This is a genomic window from Streptomyces sp. NPDC093221, from assembly GCF_044753885.1.
Classification (GTDB): domain Bacteria; phylum Actinomycetota; class Actinomycetes; order Streptomycetales; family Streptomycetaceae; genus Actinacidiphila.
Genome location: NZ_JBIVOA010000002.1, coordinates 601,228 through 623,368, shown reverse-complemented (window position 1 = coordinate 623,368; position 22,141 = coordinate 601,228). Strand labels below are relative to the sequence as shown.

21 protein-coding genes and 1 riboswitch are annotated in these 22,141 nt (G+C 72.7%); of the genes, 11 read left to right on the top strand and 10 right to left on the bottom strand.

All coding sequences use genetic code 11. The features are described from left to right. Window positions 1-172 precede the first annotated feature (172 nt). On the top strand, window positions 173-1,624 hold the full coding sequence (locus tag ACIQCJ_RS08695; RefSeq protein WP_402711276.1) for a catalase: 1,452 nt from the start codon (window positions 173-175) through the stop codon (window positions 1,622-1,624). A gap of 131 nt (window positions 1,625-1,755) precedes the next feature. On the opposite strand, the gene ACIQCJ_RS08690 is transcribed toward ACIQCJ_RS08695, so the two are convergent. Further along, window positions 1,756-2,205, bottom strand: a complete 450-nt coding sequence (locus tag ACIQCJ_RS08690) for a cyclic nucleotide-binding/CBS domain-containing protein (protein WP_402711042.1) — start codon at window positions 2,203-2,205, stop codon at window positions 1,756-1,758. Between the two features lie 207 nt (window positions 2,206-2,412). Continuing rightward, window positions 2,413-3,222 carry a histidinol-phosphatase gene (gene hisN / locus ACIQCJ_RS08685; RefSeq protein WP_402711041.1) on the bottom strand — a complete coding sequence of 270 codons (810 nt, stop codon included), beginning with the start codon at window positions 3,220-3,222 and terminating at the stop codon, window positions 2,413-2,415. A 145-nt stretch (window positions 3,223-3,367) separates the two neighbouring features. On the opposite strand from hisN, the gene ACIQCJ_RS08680 reads away from it, so the two are divergent. Continuing rightward, entirely contained in the window at window positions 3,368-3,916 is a 549-nt protein-coding gene (locus ACIQCJ_RS08680) for a TetR family transcriptional regulator (protein WP_391122323.1), read from the top strand. 36 nt (window positions 3,917-3,952) lie between these two features. On the opposite strand, the gene ACIQCJ_RS08675 is transcribed toward ACIQCJ_RS08680, so the two are convergent. The 4 genes from ACIQCJ_RS08675 to ACIQCJ_RS08660 form a co-directional block, all read right to left on the bottom strand. Further along, a complete protein-coding gene (locus ACIQCJ_RS08675) occupies window positions 3,953-4,276 on the bottom strand; it encodes a multidrug efflux SMR transporter (RefSeq protein ID WP_355347359.1) in 324 nt (107 codons plus the stop codon). Window positions 4,277-4,375: 99 nt separating this feature from the next. After that, the gene (rsgA, locus tag ACIQCJ_RS08670; protein ID WP_391044347.1) at window positions 4,376-5,377 is read right to left on the bottom strand and encodes a ribosome small subunit-dependent GTPase A; all 1,002 of its coding nucleotides are present in this window, start codon (window positions 5,375-5,377) and stop codon (window positions 4,376-4,378) included. Window positions 5,378-5,385: 8 nt separating this feature from the next. Next, window positions 5,386-6,855, bottom strand: coding sequence for a 3-phosphoshikimate 1-carboxyvinyltransferase (gene aroA / locus ACIQCJ_RS08665; protein ID WP_402711040.1), 1,470 nt, complete (start codon window positions 6,853-6,855; stop codon window positions 5,386-5,388). 245 nt (window positions 6,856-7,100) lie between these two features. Beyond that, a complete protein-coding gene (locus ACIQCJ_RS08660; protein ID WP_355347350.1) occupies window positions 7,101-7,814 on the bottom strand; it encodes a M50 family metallopeptidase in 714 nt (237 codons plus the stop codon). Window positions 7,815-7,922: 108 nt separating this feature from the next. On the opposite strand from ACIQCJ_RS08660, the gene ACIQCJ_RS08655 reads away from it, so the two are divergent. Both ACIQCJ_RS08655 and ACIQCJ_RS08650 read left to right on the top strand, forming a co-directional pair. After that, complete coding sequence (locus tag ACIQCJ_RS08655; RefSeq protein WP_401306498.1) at window positions 7,923-8,738, top strand: SOS response-associated peptidase; 816 nt, start codon at window positions 7,923-7,925, stop codon at window positions 8,736-8,738. Beyond that, window positions 8,738-9,445 (top strand): alpha/beta family hydrolase, encoded by a 708-nt coding sequence (locus ACIQCJ_RS08650; RefSeq protein ID WP_402711039.1) that lies wholly within the window; start codon window positions 8,738-8,740, stop codon window positions 9,443-9,445. The genes ACIQCJ_RS08655 and ACIQCJ_RS08650 overlap by 1 nt, the downstream gene beginning before the upstream one ends. On the opposite strand, the gene ACIQCJ_RS08645 is transcribed toward ACIQCJ_RS08650, so the two are convergent. Then, a complete protein-coding gene (locus ACIQCJ_RS08645; RefSeq protein ID WP_391044359.1) occupies window positions 9,384-9,983 on the bottom strand; it encodes a helix-turn-helix domain-containing protein in 600 nt (199 codons plus the stop codon). The two genes, ACIQCJ_RS08650 and ACIQCJ_RS08645, sit on opposite strands and share 62 nt — an antisense overlap. Before the next feature lie 408 nt (window positions 9,984-10,391). Here ACIQCJ_RS08645 and ACIQCJ_RS08640 point away from each other — a divergent pair, with 408 nt between their 5' ends. The 6 genes from ACIQCJ_RS08640 to def all read left to right on the top strand — a co-directional run bounded on the left by ACIQCJ_RS08640 (window position 10,392) and on the right by def (window position 16,871). Beyond that, the gene (locus ACIQCJ_RS08640; protein WP_391044361.1) at window positions 10,392-11,057 is read left to right on the top strand and encodes a sigma-70 family RNA polymerase sigma factor; all 666 of its coding nucleotides are present in this window, start codon (window positions 10,392-10,394) and stop codon (window positions 11,055-11,057) included. Beyond that, window positions 11,054-11,377 (top strand): mycothiol system anti-sigma-R factor, encoded by a 324-nt coding sequence (gene rsrA, locus ACIQCJ_RS08635; RefSeq protein WP_355347335.1) that lies wholly within the window; start codon window positions 11,054-11,056, stop codon window positions 11,375-11,377. Before ACIQCJ_RS08640 ends, rsrA begins: the two co-directional genes overlap by 4 nt. Before the next feature lie 351 nt (window positions 11,378-11,728). Next, complete coding sequence (locus tag ACIQCJ_RS08630; protein ID WP_402711038.1) at window positions 11,729-13,027, top strand: HD-GYP domain-containing protein; 1,299 nt, start codon at window positions 11,729-11,731, stop codon at window positions 13,025-13,027. Window positions 13,028-13,548: 521 nt separating this feature from the next. After that, complete coding sequence (locus ACIQCJ_RS08625; RefSeq protein WP_402711275.1) at window positions 13,549-14,865, top strand: HD-GYP domain-containing protein; 1,317 nt, start codon at window positions 13,549-13,551, stop codon at window positions 14,863-14,865. A 192-nt stretch (window positions 14,866-15,057) separates the two neighbouring features. After that, window positions 15,058-16,053: a hypothetical protein gene (locus tag ACIQCJ_RS08620; protein WP_188283420.1), complete on the top strand. Its 996-nt coding sequence runs from the start codon at window positions 15,058-15,060 to the stop codon at window positions 16,051-16,053. 131 nt (window positions 16,054-16,184) lie between these two features. After that, complete coding sequence (gene def / locus ACIQCJ_RS08615; RefSeq protein WP_355347329.1) at window positions 16,185-16,871, top strand: peptide deformylase; 687 nt, start codon at window positions 16,185-16,187, stop codon at window positions 16,869-16,871. A gap of 93 nt (window positions 16,872-16,964) precedes the next feature. Here the strand turns inward: def and ACIQCJ_RS08610 are convergent, their stop codons facing one another. The 3 genes from ACIQCJ_RS08610 to ACIQCJ_RS08600 form a co-directional block, all read right to left on the bottom strand. Then, a complete protein-coding gene (locus ACIQCJ_RS08610; RefSeq protein ID WP_355347326.1) occupies window positions 16,965-17,978 on the bottom strand; it encodes a ribonucleotide-diphosphate reductase subunit beta in 1,014 nt (337 codons plus the stop codon). Then, complete coding sequence (locus ACIQCJ_RS08605; protein WP_391044805.1) at window positions 17,978-20,383, bottom strand: ribonucleoside-diphosphate reductase subunit alpha; 2,406 nt, start codon at window positions 20,381-20,383, stop codon at window positions 17,978-17,980. The genes ACIQCJ_RS08610 and ACIQCJ_RS08605 overlap by 1 nt, the downstream gene beginning before the upstream one ends. A gap of 210 nt (window positions 20,384-20,593) precedes the next feature. Next, window positions 20,594-20,739: riboswitch (cobalamin riboswitch) on the bottom strand. A 77-nt stretch (window positions 20,740-20,816) separates the two neighbouring features. Further along, window positions 20,817-21,083, bottom strand: coding sequence for a hypothetical protein (locus ACIQCJ_RS08600; RefSeq protein ID WP_402711037.1), 267 nt, complete (start codon window positions 21,081-21,083; stop codon window positions 20,817-20,819). A gap of 89 nt (window positions 21,084-21,172) precedes the next feature. Between ACIQCJ_RS08600 and ACIQCJ_RS08595 the strand changes: the two genes are divergently transcribed. Continuing rightward, entirely contained in the window at window positions 21,173-22,126 is a 954-nt protein-coding gene (locus ACIQCJ_RS08595; RefSeq protein WP_355347320.1) for a helix-turn-helix domain-containing protein, read from the top strand. Window positions 22,127-22,141 lie beyond the last annotated feature (15 nt).

The following is a 22,141-nucleotide window of genomic DNA, read 5'->3' as shown; positions in this document are numbered from 1 at the left end:
AGCGGGGCAACCTGGATCGAAAGGGTCTGTTCCTGACCCCCATCCTCTATTGGCTCTCTTCTTGACTTAGACATTGTCCAGAGTAGGATCGGCTCCGGCGCGAGTCGATGGGCATGCCGGGGGGCCGGACGATCTGGAGGAGAAGCACGTGACGGTTCAGGAGACGGGTCCGCTGACCACGAGTGCGCTGACCACGGAGGCCGGAGCGCCGGTCGCGGACAACCAGAACAGCGAGACGGCGGGCCTCGGCGGCCCGGTGCTCGTCCAGAGCCAGCACCTGCTGGAGAAGCTCGCGCACTTCAACCGCGAGCGCATCCCGGAGCGGGTCGTGCACGCGCGGGGCGCCGGTGCGTACGGCACCTTCACGCTGACCCGGGACGTCTCGCGCTGGACGCGGGCGAAGTTCCTGTCCGAGGTCGGCAAGCGGACCGAGACGTTCCTGCGCTTCTCCACCGTCGCGGGCAACCTCGGCTCGGCCGACGCCGTCCGCGACCCGCGCGGCTTCGCGCTGAAGTTCTACACCGAGGAGGGCAACTACGACCTCGTCGGCAACAACACCCCGGTGTTCTTCATCAAGGACGCCCTGAAGTTCCCCGACTTCATCCACACCCAGAAGCGCGACCCGTACACCGGCTCCCAGGAGGCGGACAACGTCTGGGACTTCTGGGGGCTCAGCCCGGAGTCGACACACCAGGTGACCTGGCTCTTCGGCGACCGCGGCATCCCGGCCAGCTACCGGCACATGAACGGCTACGGCTCGCACACCTACCAGTGGAACAACGAGGCCGGAGAGGTCTTCTGGGTCAAGTACCACTTCAAGACCGACCAGGGGATCAGGAACCTCGCCACCGGGGAGGCCGTGCGCGTCTCGGGCATGGACCCCGACTCCCACCAGCGCGACCTGCGCGAGGCGATCGAGCGCGGCGCGTTCCCGTCCTGGACCGTGCAGGTGCAGATCATGCCCGCGGCGGACGCGGCCACGTACCGCTTCAACCCGTTCGACCTCACCAAGGTGTGGCCGCACGCGGACTACCCGCCGGTCGAGATCGGCAGGCTGGAGCTGAACCGCAACCCGGAGAACGTCTTCGCCGAGGTCGAGCAGTCGGTCTTCAGCCCCGCGCACTTCGTGCCCGGCATCGGCCCGTCCCCGGACAAGATGCTCCAGGGCCGCCTGTTCGCGTACGGCGACGCGCACCGCTACCGGGTCGGCGTCAACGCCGACCACCTGCCGGTCAACCGTCCGCACGCCACCGAGGCGCGGACGCACAGCAGGGACGGCGCCCTCTACGACGGCCGCCACCAGGGTGCCAAGAACTACGAGCCGAACAGCTTCGGCGGCCCGGCCGAGACCGGCCGCCCGCTGTGGGAGCCCGTCGAGGTGTCCGGCGCGCCCCGGTACTCCGCCGCGCCCGCGCACGCCGAGGACGACGACTTCGGGCAGGCGGGCACCCTGTACCGGCTCATGTCCGAGGACGAGAAGACCCGGCTGATCGACAACCTGGCGGGCTTCATCGCCAAGGTCTCCCGCGAGGACGTCGTCGAGCGCGCCGTCGACAACTTCCGCCGCGCGGACCCCGACTACGGCAAGCGACTGGAGGCAGCGGTCCAGGCCCTCCGCACCTGACCCGTCGCTCGCCGTTGGCCGAAGAGGCCGGACGCCAAAGGGCTCCGGCCTCTTCTGCGCGTCCGCGTGCGGAACCGAAGGCGCGTGTGTGCCGTTCCGAAGCCGAGCGTGCCGGCCGTTCCGAAAAGCGGTTACGCGCTGGTCAGGGCGGTCGCGGTCGGTGTCGTGGACGGCGACGCGGACGGCGTCGTGGACGGTGTCGCGGGCCGCTGCGCGGACCAGCAGCGGATGATGTCGCGGACGGAGACCACGCCGATCGGATCGCGGCCCTCAAGGACGACCAGGTGACGGAAACCGCCGTGCAGCATGGCGGCGGCGGCCTCGTCGAGGGTCCACTGCGGGGCGGCGAAGACGACATCGGTCGTGGTGTGGGCGTGGGCGAGTTCGCGGTCGGGGCTGAGACCGTCCCCGATCGCGTCGAGGACGTCGCGCTCGGTGAGGATGCCGAGACCGCAGGTGTCGGTGTCGAGGACTATGGCCGCGCCGACTCGGCGGGCGGACATCAACTGGGCGGCCTGGCGGAGGGTGTGGGCGGGGCCGATGGTGAGTACCACCGTGCTCATCGCGTCGCGGACCAGCATGGGATGGGCACCTCCTTGTGTGAAGCCCTCACACGGGACCGCCGTCCGGCGAGCCGGGAGACGCTCGCGTGAACGGTTTCACAAGTTCACAAGCGGGGGCACCTTCATAGTCACACGCCCCCGGAGGACCGGCAAGGGGGCGCGCGAAGCTCCCGCCGCGAGGTGACCCGCCGCCGCGCGCGGCTCGCGCCGCGCCGCTCCGACCTGCTAGGCGACGCCGTCCGAACCGCCCACGTACCCCAGCAGCTCCTCGTGCAGCAGGCCGTTGGAGGCCGCCGCGTTCCCGCCGAAGGGGCCCGGCTCGCCGTCGAGCGAGGTGAAGCGGCCACCGGCCTCGCGCACGATCACGTCGTTGGCCGCCATGTCCCACGTGCTCAGCTCGGGCTCCGCGCAGATGTCCACCGAACCCTCGGCGACCATCATGTACGGCCAGAAGTCGCCGTAGCCGCGGGTGCGCCAGACGTCGCGCGACAGGCGCAGGAAGCCGTCGAGCCGCCCCCGCTCCTCCCAGCCGCTCAGCGAGGAGTACGCGAAGGACGCGTCCTCCAGCCGGCTCACGCCCGAGACGTGCAGCCGGGTCGCCGACGACAGGCTGCGGCCGGTGTACGCGCCGTCGCCCTTCGCCGCCCACCAGCGGCGGCCGAGCGCGGGCGCGGAGACCACGCCGACCACGCTCTCGTCGCCCTGCTCGCGGCGGACCATCAGCGCGATCAGGGTCGCCCACACCGGAACGCCGCGCACGTAGTTCTTGGTGCCGTCGATCGGGTCGATCACCCAGCGGCGCGGCCCCGCGCCCTGGCTGCCGTACTCCTCGCCGAGCACCGCGTCCCGCGGGCGCGCCCGCGCCAACTGGCCCCGGATCAGCTCCTCGGCCGCCTTGTCCGCCTCGCTCACCGGCGTCAGGTCGGGCTTGGTCTCGACCTTGAGGTCGAGCGCCTTGAAGCGGGCCATGGTCGCGGCGTCGGCGGCATCGGCCAGCACGTGGGCCAGGCGCAGATCGTCGTTGAATTCGGGCATAAGCCGAACAGTAGCGATCTCGCCTGGTCCCGGTCATCTCCGCCCTGCGCGCAACCTTGACAGACCAGGACAGCGCGTCAATTCTTTCCGCACGGCCGCTGTCCGCGCCATCGCGCGGACACCTCGTGGCGCCTTGGAGGCAATGATGCCTACAGCGCGGGAATCGCTCCTGGACGCGGCGTTCGCCGCGCTCGGCGACCGGCCCTGGGAAGCCGTACGGATGGTCGAGGTCGCGGCGGCGGCCGGGGTGTCGCGGCAGACCCTCTACAACGAGTTCAGCAGCAAGGAAGGGCTCGCGCGCGCCCTCGCCCGGCGCGAGACCGAGGGCTATCTGGCCGGTGTCGACCGCGAGTTGGCCGCCGCGGGCCGGGTCGGCGCCGACGCGGGGGAGTGCTTCGCGGGCGCCGCGGGCTGGACCCTGCGGTCCGCCCGGCGCAGCCCGGTGGTCGCCGCCGCCCTCACCGGCGCCGACGGCGGCCTGGTCGAATCCCTCAAGGCCCGTACGGTCGACGCGCTCGTCCGCGGCTACCCGCGGCTGCGGCCCCAGGACATCGGATGGGCCTGCGAGGCGGCGATCCGGCTCACCCTGTCGTACGTGATCGCGCCCGCCGCAAGTGACGAGGAGGCGTGTCTGCGGGTGGCGCAGCTCGTCCGCAGCCTGCTGTCGTGGCCCGCGACGGGGGAGGAGCCGTAGCGGGCCACGGTCCGCGCGGGCGCCGCCCGTGAACCGTCAGTGCGCCGAGCCGGAGATCTGGAGGCCGATGACGCCCGCGATCACCAACGAGATGGACACGATCTTCAGCGTGGAGACGACGTCGCCGAGGAAGATCATGCCGTAGATCGCGGTGCCCGCCGCGCCGATGCCGGTCCAGACGGCGTACGCCGGGCCGACGTCCAGCTTCTTCAGCGACAGCGTCAGCAGACCGAAGGAGCCCAGCGCGAACAGGGCGAAGGCGATGGTCGGCCAGATACGGGTGAAGCCGTGCGACAGCTTGAGGCAGACCGCGAACCCCGTCTCAAGGATGCCTGCGACCACCACGAGCAGCCAGGCCATCGGGTGCCTCCCGTTCCCACTCCGTCTCCGAAACCTGTGTGCGCTGTCGATCATCACACAGCCTGCCCGGAAACCGCCCCTCCGGTCGCCGAAAGCGCGTCAGTCTCCCTCGCGCCGCTCGCGGGTGGCCAGCAGCCGCCGCAGCGAGTCCAGCCGGGCGGGCTCGGCGTGCCCCGCCGCGACCCACGCGTCCAGCGCGCACTCCGGCTCGTCGTGCGAGCAGCCGCGCGGGCACTCCTCGGTGCCCGGCTCCAGGTCGGGGAAGGCGTGGATGACCCGCGACGGATCGATGTGGTGCAGGCCGAACGACCGTACGCCCGGGGTGTCGATCACCCATCCCGTGTCGCCCGGCAGCGGCAGCGCGAGCGCCGAGGTGGTGGTGTGCCGGCCGCGCCCGGTCACCGCGTTCACCGAGCCGGTGGTGCGCTGACGCTCCACCAGCGCGTTGACCAGCGTGGTCTTTCCGACGCCGCTGTGGCCGACGAAGGCCGTCACATGCCCGGCCAGCCGCTCGCGGATCTGGTCGACCCCGCCGGTCAGGAAGTCGTCCCTGTTGGTCACCACATACGCCAGGTCCAGCGCGCCGTACGTCTCCAACAGCGGCGCGGCCGGGGCCAGATCGGACTTGGTGAGCACCAGCAGCGGCTTCAGGCCCGCGTCGAAGGCCGCGACCAGGCAGCGGTCGATCATCCGGGGGCGCGGCTCGGGGTCGGCCAGCGCCGTGACGATCGCGAGCTGGTCGGCGTTGGCGACCACCACCCGCTCGAACGGGTCGTCGTCGTCGGCCGTCCGCCGCAGCACCGACTTGCGCGGCTCGATCCGTACGATCCGGGCCAGGGTGTCCTTCGCGCCCGACAGGTCGCCGACGACCGCGACCCGGTCGCCGACCACCATCGACTTGCGGCCCAGTTCGCGGGCCTTCATCGCGACCACCTCGCGGTCGTCGACCAGCACGGTCAGCCGCCCGCGGTCCACGGTCAGCACCATGCCCTCGGTGGCGTCCTCGTGCTTGGGCCTGATCGTGCTGCGCGGCCGGTTGCCCTTGGCGTTGGGGCGGACTCTGACGTCGTCCTCGTCGGGGTTCTTTCCGTAGCGGCGCACGGCGGTCCTCAGCCCCGGCCCGGTGCGGTGGTGTCCGCTGTGTCTGCCGTGTCCGTCGCGTCCGCCGTATCCGTCGGGTCCGCTGTGCCGGTTGTCTCCGCTGTCTCCGGTGCGGCGGCGCCCGGGGTGACGGCGCCCGGCGTGGAGATCCCCGGCGCGGGCGCGCGGCCCGCGAGCATCGCCGTCCACAGCTCGGGGAATTCGGGCAGGGTCTTCGCGGTCGTCGCCACGTTCTCCACCTGGACGCCGTCCACGGTCAGGCCCAGGACGGCCGCGGCGGTCGCCAGCCGGTGGTCCTCGTAGGTGTGGAAGACCCCGCCGTGCAGGGTGGTCGGCCGGATGCGCAGGCCGTCCTCGGTCTCGGTGACGTCACCGCCCAGCTCGTTGATCTCCTTGGCCAGCGCGGCCAGCCGGTCGGTCTCGTGCAGCCGCAGATGCGCGATGCCGGTCAGCACGCTCTCGCCCTCGGCCAGCGCCGCGACCGCCGCGATCACCGGGGTCAGCTCGCCGACCTCGTGCAGATCGGCGGTGATGCCGAGCACCCGGCCGGTGCCGCTGAGCGTCAGCCCCTGCTCGGTCAGCTCGTACGAGCCGCCCATCGCGGTGAACAGCGTGCGCAGCGCGTCACCCGGCTGGGTGGTGCGGCGCGGCCAGTCCGGGATGGTCACCCGGCCGCCGGTGATCAGCGCGGCGGCCAGGAACGGCGCCGCGTTGGACAGGTCGGGCTCCACCGTCAGGTCCCGGCCGAGCAGCGCGCTCGGCGCCACCCGCCACACATTGCGCGCGCCGCCGTCCTGCGGGGCGTCCACCTTGGCGCCGGCCTTCCGCAGCATGTCCACGGTCATCCGGATGTGCGGCTGGGACGGCAGGGTGCGGCCGGTGTGCCGCAGTTCGAGGCCCCGGTTGAAGCGCGGCGCGGACAGCAGCAGCGCGCTGACGAACTGCGAGGACGACGACGCGTCCACGGACACGCTCCCGCCGGACAGCGAGCCCGCGCCGTTCACGGTCAGCGGCAGGGAGCCGCGGCCCTCGTCGTCGATCCTGGCCCCCAGCGCGCGCAGCGCGTCGATCACGCCGTGCAGCGGACGCTCGTACGCCCGCGCGTCGCCCTCGAAGCGGACCGGGCCGTCGGCGAGCGCGGCGACCGGCGGCAGGAAGCGCATCACGGTGCCCGCGTTGCCGACGTCGATCCGGGCGGGGCCGTGGAGCCCGGCGGGGATGATCCGCCACGCCTCGCCGCCGGACGGGTTGACCGTCTCGTCGATCTGCACGCCCATGGCGCGCAGCGCGTCGGCCATCAGGACCGTGTCGCGGCTGCGCAGGGGACGGCGCACCCATCCGGGTTCCGTGGAGTGCGCGGCGAGCACCAGAGCGCGGTTGGTCACCGACTTCGAGCCGGGCACCGTGACGGTCGCGTCCACGGCGCGGGGCGCGGTCGGGGCCGGCCAGAGGGCGGTCTGCGCGGTGCTGTCGCTCATGGGGCCCAAGCGTAGTGGCTCAGGCACAGGGAGATAGGACGGCGAATGCGGCGAAATCTGCCGGAAACAGGTGCTGTCACTCTCGGCCACATGCGCCGGGGTCGTGCGCCGGGCTCATGCGCGGGGCCAGTGCCGTGGGTCTGTGCGCCGGTCTGCCCCCGTTGCCCCGGCCGTTCTCTCCGCCGGGGCCGCCACGGCCGCCACGGTGGGTGTTCCCCGTCACTCCCGTCACCGCGGTCACCGCGTTATTGGAGGAGCAGCCACCGGGCGCCGCCCACCAGCGAGCAGATCGCGACCGCGTAGAAGAGGAGCAGCCACAGGGCCGCCGGAGTGTGCGTGAGCCGGGCGAGCTGGTCCGCGTCCGAGGTGCCGGAGCGCTCACGGCGCCGCGTACGTTGCAGCTCGGCGACCGGCCGCGCGCCGCCGACCAGCAGGAACCACACCACCAGATACGCGAACGCCGCCTGTACCTGCGCCTTGGTCAGCCAGGACACCAGCAGGAAGATCGCGCCGGTGACCACCACGGTCAGCGCCCCGTACGCGTTGCGGATCATCACGAGCATGACCAGCAGCAGCGCCGTCGCGCCCCACAGCAGCGCGGTGATGTGGCCGGATGCCAGCAGCCCCGCGCCCGCAAGGCCCAGCAGCGGCGGCGCGGTGTACCCGGCGGCGGCCGTCAGCACCATGCCCACCCCGTGCGGCTTGCCGCGCGAGACGGTCAGGCCCGAGGTGTCCGAGTGCAGGCGTATGCCCTCCAGGCGCCGCCCGGTCAGCAGCGCGAGCAGCCCGTGACCGCCCTCGTGCGCGATCGTCACCGCGTTGCGCGTGACGTGCCACACCCGCCGCAGCAGTACGGCCGCCAGCGCGAGCAGCGCCGTCGCGCCGATCAGCCAGCGCGAGGGATCGGGCTGTGTCCCCGTCAGCCGGTCCCACATCTCGGTGACGCTCGCGACGTTCATGACGTGGCCAGTCCTTGCTACTAGGGGGCTGCGGAGGGGAGTGCCGGGGGCTTGCGAAAGGGCGGACCGTGGGCCGTTCGGGTCCACGGTCGTGGCAGTCTGGCACCTATGTGCGGTCGATATGCGGCGAGCCGGAAACCAGAGGATCTCGCAGGACTCTTCGAAGTCCGTAAGTGGGACCCCACCGAGACCATCGCCCCCGATTGGAACGTCGCGCCGACGAAGGACGTCTACGCGGTGCTTGACCGTCCCGTGCGCGACTCCGGTTCCCCGGAACCGGTCAGACAGTTGCGCGTGCTGCGCTGGGGCCTGGTCCCGTCGTGGGCCAAGTCGCCGGAAGGAGCGGCCAAACTGATCAACGCGCGGGCCGAGACGGTGCACGAGAAGCCGTCCTTCCGCCGCGCGCTCACCGCCCGGCGCTGCCTGATACCCGCCGACGGCTATTACGAGTGGGTGACGGCGCCCGAGGAGCGCGCGCTGGAGGAGCAGGGCAGGAAGAAGCGGTCCCGCAAACAGCCGTATTTCGTGACGCCCGCCGACGGCTCGGTGATGGCGATGGCCGGGTTGTACGAGTTCTGGCGCGACCGGACGCTGCCCGACGACCACCCGATGGCCTGGTGGGCCACCTGCACGGTGATCACCACGGCGGCCGAGACCGACACCCTGGCCGGATACGCGGGCGAGGGTCCGCGCTCGCTCACCGACATCCACCCCCGGATGCCGCTGATGATGACCCCCGACCGCTGGAACGCCTGGCTCGACCCGGCCACCACCGACCCCGACACGCTCGGCGCCCTGCTCGCCCCGCCGCCCGGCGGCCTGATGCGCGCCTATCCGGTCGGCACCGGTGTGAGCAGTGTGAAGAACAACGGACCGGAGCTGCTGACGGAGCTGGAGGCGCCCGAGGAGGAGACGCTGTTCTGATGACAGCACGCGCAGCACACACAGCGTCCCCGTCCCCCGAGCGGTCGGTGGAAACGGTCGGCACCCCCGCGGGCGAGGCCCGCGTCACCTGGCACCGCGCCCGCGCCGCCCGCGCGGTCCTCGCGCTCGGCCACGGCGCGGGCGGCGGCATCGAGGCCCGCGACCTGGCCGCGCTCGCGGCGGCGCTGCCCCCGCACGGCGTGACCGTGGCACTGGTCGAGCAGCCCTGGCGGGTGGCGGGCAAGAAGCTGGCGCCCGCGCCCAAGACGCTGGACACCGGGTGGACGGCGGTATGGCCCGCGCTGGCGGAGCCGGGGCTGCCGGTGGTCGCGGGCGGACGCAGCGCCGGCGCCCGGGTGGCCTGCCGTACGGCGAAGGAGCTGGGCGCCGCGGCCGTCCTCGCGCTGTCCTTCCCGCTGCACCCGCCGGGGAAGCCGGAGAAGTCCCGCGCGGCCGAGCTGGACCTGGGCGCCGCGGCCGGGCCGCTGCTGATCGTGCAGGGCGGCAACGACACCTTCGGGCGGCCCGCGGAGTTCCCCGCCGGGTACGAACCGGTCGAGGTGCCGTACGGCGATCACTCGTTCGCCGTACCCAAGCGCGCGGAGTTGACGCAGGACGCGGCGCTGGCCGTGCTGACCGGGGCCGTCAGCGACTGGCTGGCCGGGCTCGGACATGCATCCGCTCGCCCTGGCGGCCGAAAAGGCTGAGCACCTCGACGGTCTCGTCCCCCGCGGGCCCGAACCAGTGCGGCAGCCGGGTGTCGAACTCGGCTGCCTCGCCCGCCCGCAGCTCCAGATCCTTGTCGGCGAGCAGCAGCCGCAGCCGCCCGGAGAGCACGTAGATCCACTCGTAGCCCTCGTGGGTGCGCTGCTCACAGGGCTTGTTCGGCTCGATGATCATCTTGTACGCCTGAAGCGCGCCGGGGTGCCGGGTCAGCGGCAGCACCGTCATGTGGTCCATCTTGCGCGGCACCGTGCGCACCCGCGGGTCGCCGACCTCGGGCGCGCCCACCAGCTCGTCCAGCGGCATCTGGTGCGCGCGGGCCAGCGGCAGCAGCAGTTCGAGGGTGGCGCGCCGCTGCCCCGACTCCAGCCGCGACAAGGTGCTCACCGAGATCCCGGTCGCCTCCGCCAGCGCGGCCAGCGTCACCCCGCGCTCCAGCCGCGCCGCCCGCAACCGCGGCCCGACCTCGGCCAGAGTGCGCTCGACGCCGTCGTCCGTGCCCTTGGGTGCTTTCTCCGCCATGCGTCGATTTTGCCATACCGGCAAGCACGTTTGCCGTACGACCCCGGCGCGGACTGCGGACGACCGCCGTGCGACTTCCGCGCGATCCGCCCGCGCGCCCCCTGTGCCACCGGGAATGAGCCGCGCGATACCGGTGTTGTGCGAATCGGCAGAACGATTCGATCCCGCATTGACGAAGCAATCCGTGAGATCTGTGAGAGAGGCAGCCGCATGGTTTCAGCCGCTTGCCGGTCCCGCGCAGAGGCCGCACAGGCCACCGCGCGACCGGACGCAGCCGCGCCCTACCTGAACTGGGCCGAATGGCCGGTCAAGGACGACGGCAAGGGCGCATCCGGCACGTCGATCTCCAGCGGGATATCCTCCGGAACAGGCGTGGCCGCTTTTGGGCGCGCTGACGTTTCTGAGGAGGTGGGTGCGGTCACCGGCACCGACGACAGCACGGCGGAAAACGCGAGTGCGTCCGGTGAGGCAGCACAGGAGAGCAGCGCGGAGCGCACCGAGCGCTTCGAGCGGGACGCCCTTGGCTTCCTCGACCAGATGTACTCGGCCGCGCTGCGGATGACCCGCAATCCGGCCGACGCGGAAGACCTCGTCCAGGAGACGTACGCGAAGGCGTACGCCTCCTTCCACCAGTTCCGTGAGGGCACCAACCTCAAGGCGTGGCTCTACCGCATTCTCACCAACAGCTTCATCAACTCCTACCGCAAGAAGCAGCGCGAACCGCTGCGCAGCGGTTCGGAGGAGATCGAGGACTGGCAGCTCGCACGAGCCGAATCCCATATGTCGACCGGCCTGCGCTCCGCGGAGTCCCAGGCGCTCGACCACCTGCCCGACTCCGACGTGAAGGCGGCGTTGCAGACGATCCCCGAGGAGTTCCGCATCGCGGTCTACCTCGCGGACGTCGAGGGCTTTGCCTACAAGGAGATCGCGGACATCATGGGAACACCCATCGGCACAGTGATGTCCCGGCTGCACCGCGGGCGTCGCCAGTTGCGTGAGCTGCTGGAGGACTATGCGCGGGACCGCGGTCTTGTACCCGCGGGCGCGGCGGATGAGAAGGGCGCGGATTCATGAGTTGCGGCGACGCACATGAGACGGACTGCTCGGAGGTGCTCGGCCACCTCTACGAGTACCTCGACAACGAGATGCCCGACGAGAGCTGCGCCAAGTTCAAGGAGCACTTCGACGAGTGCCACCCGTGCCTGGAGAAGTACGGCCTCGAACAGGCCGTCAAGAAGCTCGTCAAGCGGTGCTGCGGCTCCGACGACGTGCCGACCGACCTCCGTTCGAAGGTCATGATGCGGATCGAGCTGATCCGCTCCGGTGAGGTCGCCCCGGTCCCGGACCAGGCGCCCGACATCCTCGCCACCCCGACCGAGGCCGAGGCCCGCTAGCTCCTGTCTCCACCGCCGGGCGCGCCAGGGCTTCCCCGCCGCCGTCGGCCACCGCCGGGACACCCCCCGGCACCCCTTCGTCCCGGCTCGTACCCCGTTGCGCTTGTGGACGGGGTTCGGGCGTTCGGACGAGGGCGCATACGCCTCACGTCACCCGTGCGGGTGAGCGTCGGGTCCCACGGACGGCCCAACGCCGGCAAACGCCTCTTCCACGACGGGCGCGGCCCTATCCTCCTGACTCTCAACGGGCCGGGAGCCGATCGGGCCGCGCCCGCCGCGCGTTCGCGTACGGAGGAGGCCGCCTCTCGTGTCCGCCATGCCGACACCCGCACGGGTCACCGTGGCCGCCGTGTGCGCCGCCGGGCGCTGTGCGCCGCGCCCGCCCTGCGGCCCGCCACCGCGTGGGGGACCGTCGCCGTACTCGCCGCCCTGTACGCGCTGTGCGAGCCCGGCGTGCTCCCCGACCGCGCCGCGGGCCGCCACCCGCCCGCCGCCGTCGGCCCGTTCCTGCCCGTCCTGCTGGCCGCCGCCCTGCTGCTGCCCCCGGCCGCCGCCGCGCTGGTGGCCGTCCCCGGCTCGCTCGCGGGCCGCGTGGAGCAGGAGCCGCGCCGCGTACGGCGGCTGTGGCGCGCCGCCCACCTGGCCGTCGCCGTCTGGGCCGCCGCGCTCGCCGCCCGGCTGCTCGACGGCCCCCGCGCGCTGGCCGCCGCCGACCTGCCGTACGCGCTGCTGCCCGCGACCGCCGCCGCGCTCGTCCTCTGCGTCACCGCCACCGCCCTCACCGGCGCCGTCCTGTTCACCGCCGAGGGCCGCACACCGCGCGCGGCCTGGGGCGCCCCGCTGCTCGGCGCCCTCGCCCCGCACCTGACCTACGGCCTCGTCGCCCTCATGACCGCCGTCCTGTGGCAGGCCCGCTACGGCGCCTTCGCCGCGGTGCTCGTACCGCTGCCGATGTACGCGGCCTGCTGGGGATTCGCCCGCGCCCGCCGGGAACGCGACGCCCACCGGGCGACCGTGCGCGCGCTCGTCCAGGCCGTCGAGATCAAGGACCACTACACGCGCGGGCACAGTGAACGCGTGGGCCGCGCCTCGGTGTTCATCGCCCGCGAACTGGGCATGCCCGAACCCCGCGTCGACGCCCTGCGGTTCGCGGGAATCCTGCACGACATCGGCAAACTCGGCGTCCCCACCCGCCTGTTGCGCAAGAACGGGCCGCTGACCCCGGCCGAGCGGCGGGTGGTCGAGCTGCACCCGGAGTACGGGCACGAGATGGTCCGCGGCATCGCCTTCCTCGGCGAGGCGCGGGACGCGATCCTGCACCACCACGAACGCCTCGACGGCAGCGGCTACCCGCACGGGCTCGCGGGCGACCAGATCCCGGAATTCGCCCGCGTGGTCGCCGTCGCGGACGCCTTCGACGCCATGACGTCCACCCGCTCCTACCGGCGCGCCCGGCCGGTTCGCGCCGCGCTCGACGAACTCCACGCCTGCGCCGGTACGCACTTCGACCCGGCGATGGTCGCCGCCCTGACGCGTGCGCTGGCGCACCACTCCTGGCCGGTGGCCGCCTCGGGGCCGGTCGGTGCCACCACCGCCGGGCGGGGCCCGCTGCTTCTTCCGGCCGCCGTCTCCGCGCCGGTGCCGCGATGAGGGCCCGGCTCGTCCGGGGCGTGTACGGCGCCGCCCTCACCCTGACGGCCGCCGCCGTCGCGCGTACCGCCCTCACCGGCCTCTCCGCGCCCGGCACCGCCCTCGCCTTCGCCGCCGTCATCGCCGTGGGCGTCACCTTCCGCCTTCCCGCCCCCCTCGCCCCTCTCGCCTTCGGCGTCGACCGCGACACCGCGCCTCTCGCCACGGCGACGGCTCTCGCCTACGCCCTCCTGGCGCCGGGCCGCCACAGCCTCGCCCAAACCGTGGCCGTCTCCGCCCTCGCGGCCGCCGCCCCGCTGACCCTGAGCCGCCCCCGCCACGCAGCCGCCCCCGCCCCGCCCCCCTCACCCAGGTGGGCACCCCCCAGGGCCGCGGCGGCCGCGGGTCCCTTGCGCAGATGGCTGCCCCCCAGGGCCGCGGCGGGTGAGGGCCCTTTGCGCAGGTGGGTGCCCTCCAGGGCCGCGGCGGGCGCGGGTCCCTTGCGCAGGTGGGTGCCCCGTAGGGGCGCGGGGCTGCATCTGATGTGCGGCTGCCGCCGCGTGGGCGCGGCCGGCCGCGATGGGGCTGTGCCCTCCAGGGGTGCGGCGGGCGCGGGCCCTTTGCGCAGGTGGGTGCCCCGTAGGGGCGCGGGGAACTGCGCGCTCAGCCACGACGCTCCCGCAGGTCACCACCCGCCCCGGCGGGGCAGTTCGGTGGTCTCCGGACCACCGGCCGGTGGGGGCGGGCCGCGCAGTTCCCCGCGCCCCTACGGGGCGGACCCTCCTGGGCAGGCGCGCCCGCGCGGCGGCAGCCGCACATCAGACGCAGCCCCGCGCCCCTTCGGGGCGGACCCTCATGGGCAGGCGGACCCTCCTGGGGAGGCGGGACCTTCTGGGGAGGGGCGCCCGGGTTCGGGGCGGCATGGGGGGCCGGGGGCCAAGGGGGACGGTGAGGTGCGGCGGGTCGCGGCAGCGACCTTCGCCGGGGTGTGCGCCCAACCCTTCGCGGGAGGCGAAGGCCCCGCGTACGCCGCCGCACTCCTGGCGGTCCTCGGCCTGACGGCGCTGTGCGACGCGGCGCTGGCGGCGGCCCTGGGCGCGGCCAGGACCGGCCACCCGTACGCCCCGGCGCTGCGCGACGAGGTGCGGGCACTGGCGGGGATGGCCAGCGCGGTGTGCGCGGGCGGTGTGGTGATGGCGCTGGCGGTCGCGACCGCCGGGCTGTGGGCGCTGCCCATGGCCGCGGCGCCGCTGCTGCTGGCGCAGATGTCGCTGCGGGGCCAGGCGGCGGTGCGGGCCACGTACCGGCAGACGATCGGGTCGCTGGCGCGGGCCACCGAGGTGGCCGGGTACACACCGGAGGGGCACGCGCGGCGGGTGAGCGAGCTGGCGACCGCGGTCGGCAGGGAGCTGGGCCTGCCCGCCCGCCATCTGATGCTGCTGGAGTACGCGGCGCTGATGCACGACATCGGCCAGCTCTCGCTGGTCGACCCGGTGCCGCGCGGGGCGACGGAGCCGCTGGACGGCGAGCGGCAGCGCGCCATCGCCGCGCTCGGCGGCGAGGTGGTGCGGCAGACCGGCGCCCCGGCCGAGGTGGCGCTGATCGTGGAGCGGCAGGCGCACCCGTACCGGGAACAGCCGTTGGCGGGCCGGATCGTCCGGGCCGTCAACGCCTACGAGGACCTGACGGGGGAGCCGGGCGCGGCCCTCGGCCACCGGCTCGCGGCGGTCGAGCGGCTGCGGTTGGCGACCGCACGTGAGTACGATCCGCAGGTGGTGGCGGCACTCACCAGGGTGCTCGCACGGCGCCCCACCTGGGCATGGTTGGATGCCCACGGGAGTGGCAAGGGTGTCGAGTGAGGAAGCGCGCTCACCGGGGAGCCGCGGACCGCACGGACCGGGTCGCCGGCCCCGGGGGACGGGGGCGACGGCCGGGCTGAGACAACGGCCAAAATGTGCAAGGTTGGAGTCGTACGGGGGGACGCGATCGTAGTGGTGCGGGAAGGCGACGTCCTGGCAGTGATCGGCTGAGCGGGCAGGCGGGTAACGACGTTGAACATCTTCGGAAGAGTGCGGCACCGGCCGTCGCCCACGTGGCGGCAGGCCACTGACCGGGCGTTCTCGCTGATCGGCGACGGCCGTTACGAGGACGCCGGAGCGCTGCTGACCCGAGCCGCCGATCTGGAGCCGTGGCTGTCGGAGTCCTGGTACAACCTCGCGCTGCTGCACAAGTTCCGGCACGACTGGGCGCAGGCCCGGATCGCCGGGCTGCGCGCGGTGGCGCTGCTCGACCGCCCGGTCGGCTCCCCCGACTGGTGGAACCTGGGCATCGCCGCCACCGCCGTGCAGGACTGGCCGCTGGCCCGCCGCGCCTGGCAGGCGTACGGCCTGCGGATGCCCGCGGGCACCGCGAGTCACAACGGCGAGGAGTCGGTACGGCTGCCGCTGGGCAGCGCCGCCGTACGGCTGTCGCCCGAGGGCGAGGCCGAGGTCGTGTGGGGCCGCAGGCTCGACCCGGCGCGGGTCGAGGTGCTCTCCATCCCGCTGCCGTCGTCCGGGCGCCGCTGGGGCGAGGTCGTGCTGCACGACGGCGTCCCGCACGGCGAGCGCGCCACCGCCGACACCGCGGGCGGCGCGGTCTACCCCGTCTTCGACGAGATCGAGCTGTGGGCGCCGTCCCCGGTGCCGACCTGGCTGGTGCTCCTCGAAGCGGACACGGCCGCCGACCGCGACGCGCTGGAGCGGCTGGCGGCGGAGGCCGGATACGCGGCCGAGGACTGGTCGTCGTCCGTCCGGCTGCTGTGCCGCACCTGTTCGGAGAGCCGGATGCCCACCGACGACGGCTCGATGGCCACGCGCGACCCGCACGACCACGGTGAGCCCGGTCACCCCGGCCATCTCAGCCACCACAGCGCGGGTGTGCGCTGGTCGCCGGAGCGCGAGTGCGGGATCGCCGCCCCCGCGTCCCTGGTCCGCGGCCTGCTCGACGGCTGGGTCGCCGACAGCCCGGACACCCGGGACTGGCGGGACCTCGAAGAGGTCTGCTGAACCGCACGCCCTGAACCGCGTGCCCCGAACGGCGAGGTGCGACGAACCACGAGGTGTGGGGAACACCGTCGTGCGCGGGCCCGTACCCTAGGGGGGTTCGTTTACGGGTTCGCGGAAGGCGTACGGCGCAGATGTCCCAGCAGCACACCGAGCACGGCCACGGTCACCAGCACCACCACGGGCATGACCACGACCACGCGCACAGCCACGACGCGGCCACCGAAGGCTTCCTCGACGACGTGACCGACGCGCAGGCGCGCGAACTGGCGTACCGCGAGCGCGGCACCGTCCGCCCGATCACCGTGGTCGGCAACCCGGTGCTGCACCGGGAGTGCAAGGACGTCACGTCCTTCGACGACGACCTGGACGCGCTGATCGCCGACATGTTCGCCAGCCAGCGCGCCGCCGAGGGCGTGGGCCTGGCCGCCAACCAGATCGGCGTCGACCTCAAGGTCTTCGTCTACGACTGCCCGGACGACGACGACAACCGGCACGTCGGCGTCGTCTGCAACCCCGTACTGGACGAACTGCCCGCCGACCGGCGCCGCCTGGACGACTCCAACGAGGGCTGCCTGTCCGTCCCCGGCGCCTACATGGAACTGGCCCGCCCCGACTACGCGGTGGTGCGCGGCCAGAACGCCAAGGGCGAGCCGATCGTCGTCCACGGCAGCGGCTACTTCGCCCGCTGCCTCCAGCACGAGACCGACCACCTCTACGGCCGCCTCTACATCGACCGTCTCTCCAAGCGCGACCGCAAAGACGTCATGAAGCAAATGGCCGAGGCCACCCCCAAGTTCGAGACGGTCCCCAACGACTGACCCGCCCCGCGCGCCCGCCCGACGGGAAAGGGGCGGCGGAAGGCTCATCGCCTTCCGCCGCCCCTTTCGCCGTTGACCGTTCCAACCCGGGGTCTAGAAGTCCTCGTCCAAGGCGAAGCTGCCCTCCACCGCGACCTGGTAGGCGGACGGGCGGCGCTCGAAGAAGTTCGTCAGCTCCTGGACGCCCTGCAACTCCATGAAGGAGAAGGGGTTCTCCGAGCCGTAGACCGGGGGGAAGCCGAGGCGGGCGAGGCGCTGGTCGGCGACGCACTCCAGGTAGGCGCGCATGGACTCGGTGTTCATGCCGGGCAGGCCGTCGCCGCACAGGTCGCGGCCGAACTGGAGCTCGGCCTCGACGGCTTCGCGCAGCATGTCGGTGACCTGCTGCCGCAACTGCTCGTCGAAGAGGTCCGGCTCCTCCTTGCGGACGGTGTCGACCACGTCGAAGGCGAAGCTCATGTGCATGGTCTCGTCGCGGAACACCCAGTTGGTGCCGGTCGCGAGCCCGTGCAGCAGGCCGCGCGAGCGGAACCAGTAGACGTACGCGAAGGCGCCGTAGAAGAACAGGCCCTCGATGCACGCGGCGAAGCAGATCAGGTTGAGCAGGAAGCGGCGGCGGTCGGCCTTGGACTCCAGGCGATCGATCTTCTCGACCGAGTCCATCCAGCGGAAGCAGAACTGCGCCTTCTCGCGGATCGAGGGGATCTCCTCGACCGCGTCGAAGGCCGCCGCGCGGTCCTCGGGATCGGGCAGGTAGGTGTCGAGCAGCGTCAGATAGAACTGGACGTGCACGGCCTCCTCGAAGAGCTGGCGGGACAGGTACAGCCGCGCCTCGGGGGAGTTGATGTGCTTGTAGAGCGTGAGCACCAGGTTGTTGGAGACGATCGAGTCACCGGTCGCGAAGAACGCGACCAGGCGGCCGATCATGTGCTGCTCGGCGGGGCTGAGCTTGGCGAGGTCGGACACGTCGGAGTGGAGGTCGACCTCCTCCACGGTCCAGGTGTTCTTGATCGCGTCGCGGTAGCGCTCGTAGAAGTCCGGGTAGCGCATCGGACGCAGGGTCAGCTCGAAGCCCGGGTCGAGCAGATTCTTGTCGGTGGACGTCATTACTGGCAGGCCTCGCAGGACTCGGGGTTCTCAAGGGAGCAGGCGATCGCGTCGGCGTCGGCGATCACCGGTACGGGGACGGGGGTGGCGGCCGTCTGCTGCTGGGCGCGGGCCGCGCGGGCGATCCGGGTCGCGGGCCGGGACCGCAGGTAGTACGTCGTCTTCAGGCCCTGCTTCCAGGCGTACGCGTACATCGAGCTGAGCTTGCCGATGGTGGGCGTCTCCAGGAACAGGTTCAGCGACTGGCTCTGGTCGAGGAACGGCGTACGCGCCGCCGCCATGTCGATCAGGCCGCGCTGCGGGATCTCCCACGCCGTGCGGTACAGCTCACGGATCTCGGCCGGAATCCAACTGAAGCCGTTCACCGAGCCGTTGGCCTCGCGCAGCGCCTCGCGGGACTGCGCGTCCCACACGCCGAGCCGCTTGAGGTCGGCGACCAGGTACGAGTTGACCTGGAGGAACTCACCCGACAGCGTCTCGCGCTTGAAGAGGTTGGAGACCTGCGGCTCGATGCACTCGTAGACACCGGCGATGGACGCGATGGTCGCGGTCGGCGCGATGGCCAGCAGCAGCGAATTGCGCATGCCGGTGGCCGCGATCCGGGCGCGCAGCGCCGTCCAGCGCTCCGGCCAGTTCAGCTCGGTCGCGTAGTGGTCGGGGTGCAGCACACCGCGGGCGGTACGGGTCTTGTCCCAGGCGGGCAGCGGGCCCTGCCGCTCGGCGAGGTCGCAGGACGCCTCGTACGCGGCGAGCATGATCCGCTCGGCGATCCGGGTGGACAGCTCGCGCGCCGCGGCCGAGTCGAAGGGCAGCCGCAGCTTGAAGAAGACGTCCTGAAGACCCATCACGCCCAGGCCCACCGGGCGCCACTTGGCGTTGGAGCGGCCCGCCTGCTCGGTCGGGTAGAAGTTGATGTCCACGACCCGGTCGAGGAAGGTCACCGCGGTCCTGACGGTCTCGTCGAGCCGCTCCCAGTCCATCTCGCCGCCCGCGCCGCCCCCCGGGGTGGCGAAGGCGCCCAGGTTCACCGAACCCAGGTTGCAGACCGCGGTCTCGCCGTCGTCGGTGACCTCCAGGATCTCGGTGCACAGATTCGAGGAGTGCACGGTACGGCCGGGCTCCGCCGTCTGGTTGGCCGTACGGTTCGAGGCGTCCTTGAAGGTGATCCAGCCGTTGCCGGTCTGCGCGAGGGTCCGCATCATCCGGCCGTACAGCTCGCGCGCCGGGATCGTGCGCTGCGCCAGGCCCTTGGCCTCGGCCCTGCGGTACGCGGCGTCGAAGTCGTCGCCCCACAGGTCGACCAGCTCCGGCACGTCGGACGGCGAGAACAGCGACCAGTCGGCGTCGGTCTCCACGCGGCGCATGAACTCGTCCGGGATCCAGTGCGCCAGGTTCAGATTGTGGGTGCGGCGCGCGTCCTCACCGGTGTTGTCGCGCAGTTCGAGGAACTCCTCGATGTCGGAGTGCCAGGTCTCCAGGTAGACCGCCGCGGCGCCCTTGCGACGGCCGCCCTGGTTGACCGCGGCCACCGACGCGTCCAGCGTCTTCAGGAACGGCACGATGCCGTTGGAGTGGCCGTTGGTGCCGCGGATCAGCGAACCGCGCGAGCGGATCCGGGAGTAGGACAGGCCGATCCCGCCCGCGTGCTTCGACAGCCGCGCCACCTGGTGGTAGCGGTCGTAGATCGAGTCCAGCTCGTCCAGCGGCGAGTCCAGCAGGTAGCAGGAGGACATCTGCGGGTGCCGCGTGCCGGAGTTGAACAGGGTGGGGGAGCTGGGCAGGTAGTCCAGCGCGCTCATCAGCCGGTAGAGCGAGGCGACTTCCTCGGCGGCGCGCACCGAGTCGTCCTCGGCGAGACCGCAGGCCACGCGGAGCATGAAGTGCTGCGGGGTCTCGATCACCTGACGGGTGATGGGGTGCCGCAGCAGGTAGCGGCTGTGCAGGGTGCGCAGGCCGAAGTAGCCGAAGCGGTCGTCCGCGCCGGCGGCCAGCGCCTCGTCCACCAGCGCGTCGAGCCGGGGCTTGTGCAGGGCCACGAAGGCGGCCGTGCGGTCGGCGATCAGGCCCTCGCGGTGCCCGACCGAGACGGACGCGGAGAACGACACCGCGCCCTGGCCCGCGGCCTCTTCGGCGATGGTCGAGGTCAGCAGCCGGGCGGCCAGCCGCGAGTACGCCGGGTCCTCGGAGATCAGGCCGGCCGCCGCCTCGGTGGCCAGGCTGTGCATCTCGGCCGCGTCGGAGGCGGCGTTACGGCCGCGCAGCGCGGCGGCGGCGACCCGGCCGGGGTCGGTGTCGGTCAGGTCGGCGGTGAGCCGCACCAGCGTACGCAGCAGGTCCGCGCCCGGGCCCTCGTCGGGACCGGCGGGAGGTCCGGGGAGAGGTCCGGAGGGGGGAGCCGAGGGAATCCGGGGGGCGACGGTGCGGAGTTCGGCTGAAGCGGGGTCTGCGGGCGCGATGGTCACGGTGGTGCTCTCTCCCTCGAACGCGGCGACGGCCAGGCGGGAGGAGCGGGTACGCGTGCGGAGGCGCACCCCTGCTCAGGCATGGGCGTGCCGCGACGCGTCCGCCGGCCCAATCCGCGAGGCCCGGACACAACTGCGCCCGTCGCTTGTGGGCGCTACGGGCGCGCTGGCGGCAGGTCCTCGGGCTGTGCGGGCGTACGCCCGCTCACCGTTGCGGGGCAGCGCCGGATTCGCACCGGCTTCCCCTGCTCGACAGCGAAGTTGAGCATACATGTAGTGCCGCGGTTCGCGTGGAAGCCCAGATGTTGTGTCGTGAGGGCGGGTCGCCGGGGCCGGCGCGCAAGCGCCGGAGGGGATTTTATTCCCTCCGGCGCCCTCAGATCCGCGGGGCCGCGACCGCTGTGAGGGCCGGTTCGCGGCCTGGTTCGCGGCCTGGTTCGCGGCCTGGTTCGCGGCCTGGTTCGCGGTCCGCGCGCGCGGCGCGTCTCGCGTGCGCCCGGCGTGTCGCCTCGGCCTCGCGGGCGGCGTCGGCCGCGCGGATCTGGCGGGTGATCCTGGCCTCGGCGCGCAGGCCCAGGACGGGGACGAAGGAGAGGATGAGGAGGAGGGCGGAGAGGGCTGCGATGTCCAGGAGAACGGTCATGGGTCAATCGTGCTCGCGCCGCTTACCCGCGAACAGTGGCAGGACCGCCGTACTACCGCGACATCCTGCCAAGTGGCATCCTCGGGAGCATGCTGAAGAACGTGGCCGCGGTACTGCTCGACGGTGTCCACCCCTTCGAACTCGGGGTGATCTGCGAGGTGTTCGGCCTCGACCGCAGCGAGGACGGGCTGCCCGTGTACGACTTCGCGGTGATCTCCGGCGAGGGCCCGACGCTGCGCACGCACGCCGGGTTCGAGCTGTCGGCCTCCTGCGACATGGACCGGCTGGACGAGGCGGACCTGATCGCCGTACCGGCCGGGGACTCGTACATCGACCGGGACTTCCCGCCGCAGGTGCTCACGGCGCTCAACCGGGCCGTGGAGCGCGGCGCGACGGTGCTCAGCGTGTGCTCGGGCGTCTTCGTGCTGGCCGCCTCCGGCATGCTCGACGACCGGCGCTGCGCCACGCACTGGCGGCACGCGGAACGCCTCGCGAGCCGGTACCCGCAGATCAAGGTCGAGTCCGACGTGCTGTACGTGGACGACGCGGGGGTGATCACCTCGGCCGGTACGGCCTCCGGCATCGACGCCTGCCTGCACCTGGTGCGCAAGGAGCAGGGCAGCGCCGTCGCCAACGGCATCGCCCGCCGCATGGTGGTGCCGCCGCACCGCGAGGGCGGCCAGGCGCAGTACGTGGACCGGCCGCTGCCGCGCGGGCAGAGCGACACCGTGGCCGGGGTGCTGTCCTGGATGGAACGGCACCTGGACCGCGAGGTGACCGTCGAGGAGCTGGCCGCCCGCGCCCACATGTCGCCGCGCACCTTCGCCCGCCGCTTCCAGCAGGAGACCGGCACCACCCCGTACCGCTGGCTGCTGGGTCAACGGGTGCTGCTGGCACGGGAGTTGCTGGAGGCCACCGACCACACCATGGACGCCGTCGCGCTCCGCGCGGGGTTCGGGAACGCGGCGACCATGCGGCATCACTTCGCCCGCTGGACGGGGACCACGCCGCAGGGGTACCGGCGCACTTTCGCCTCGCGCTGAGGCGCGGGTCCCCAA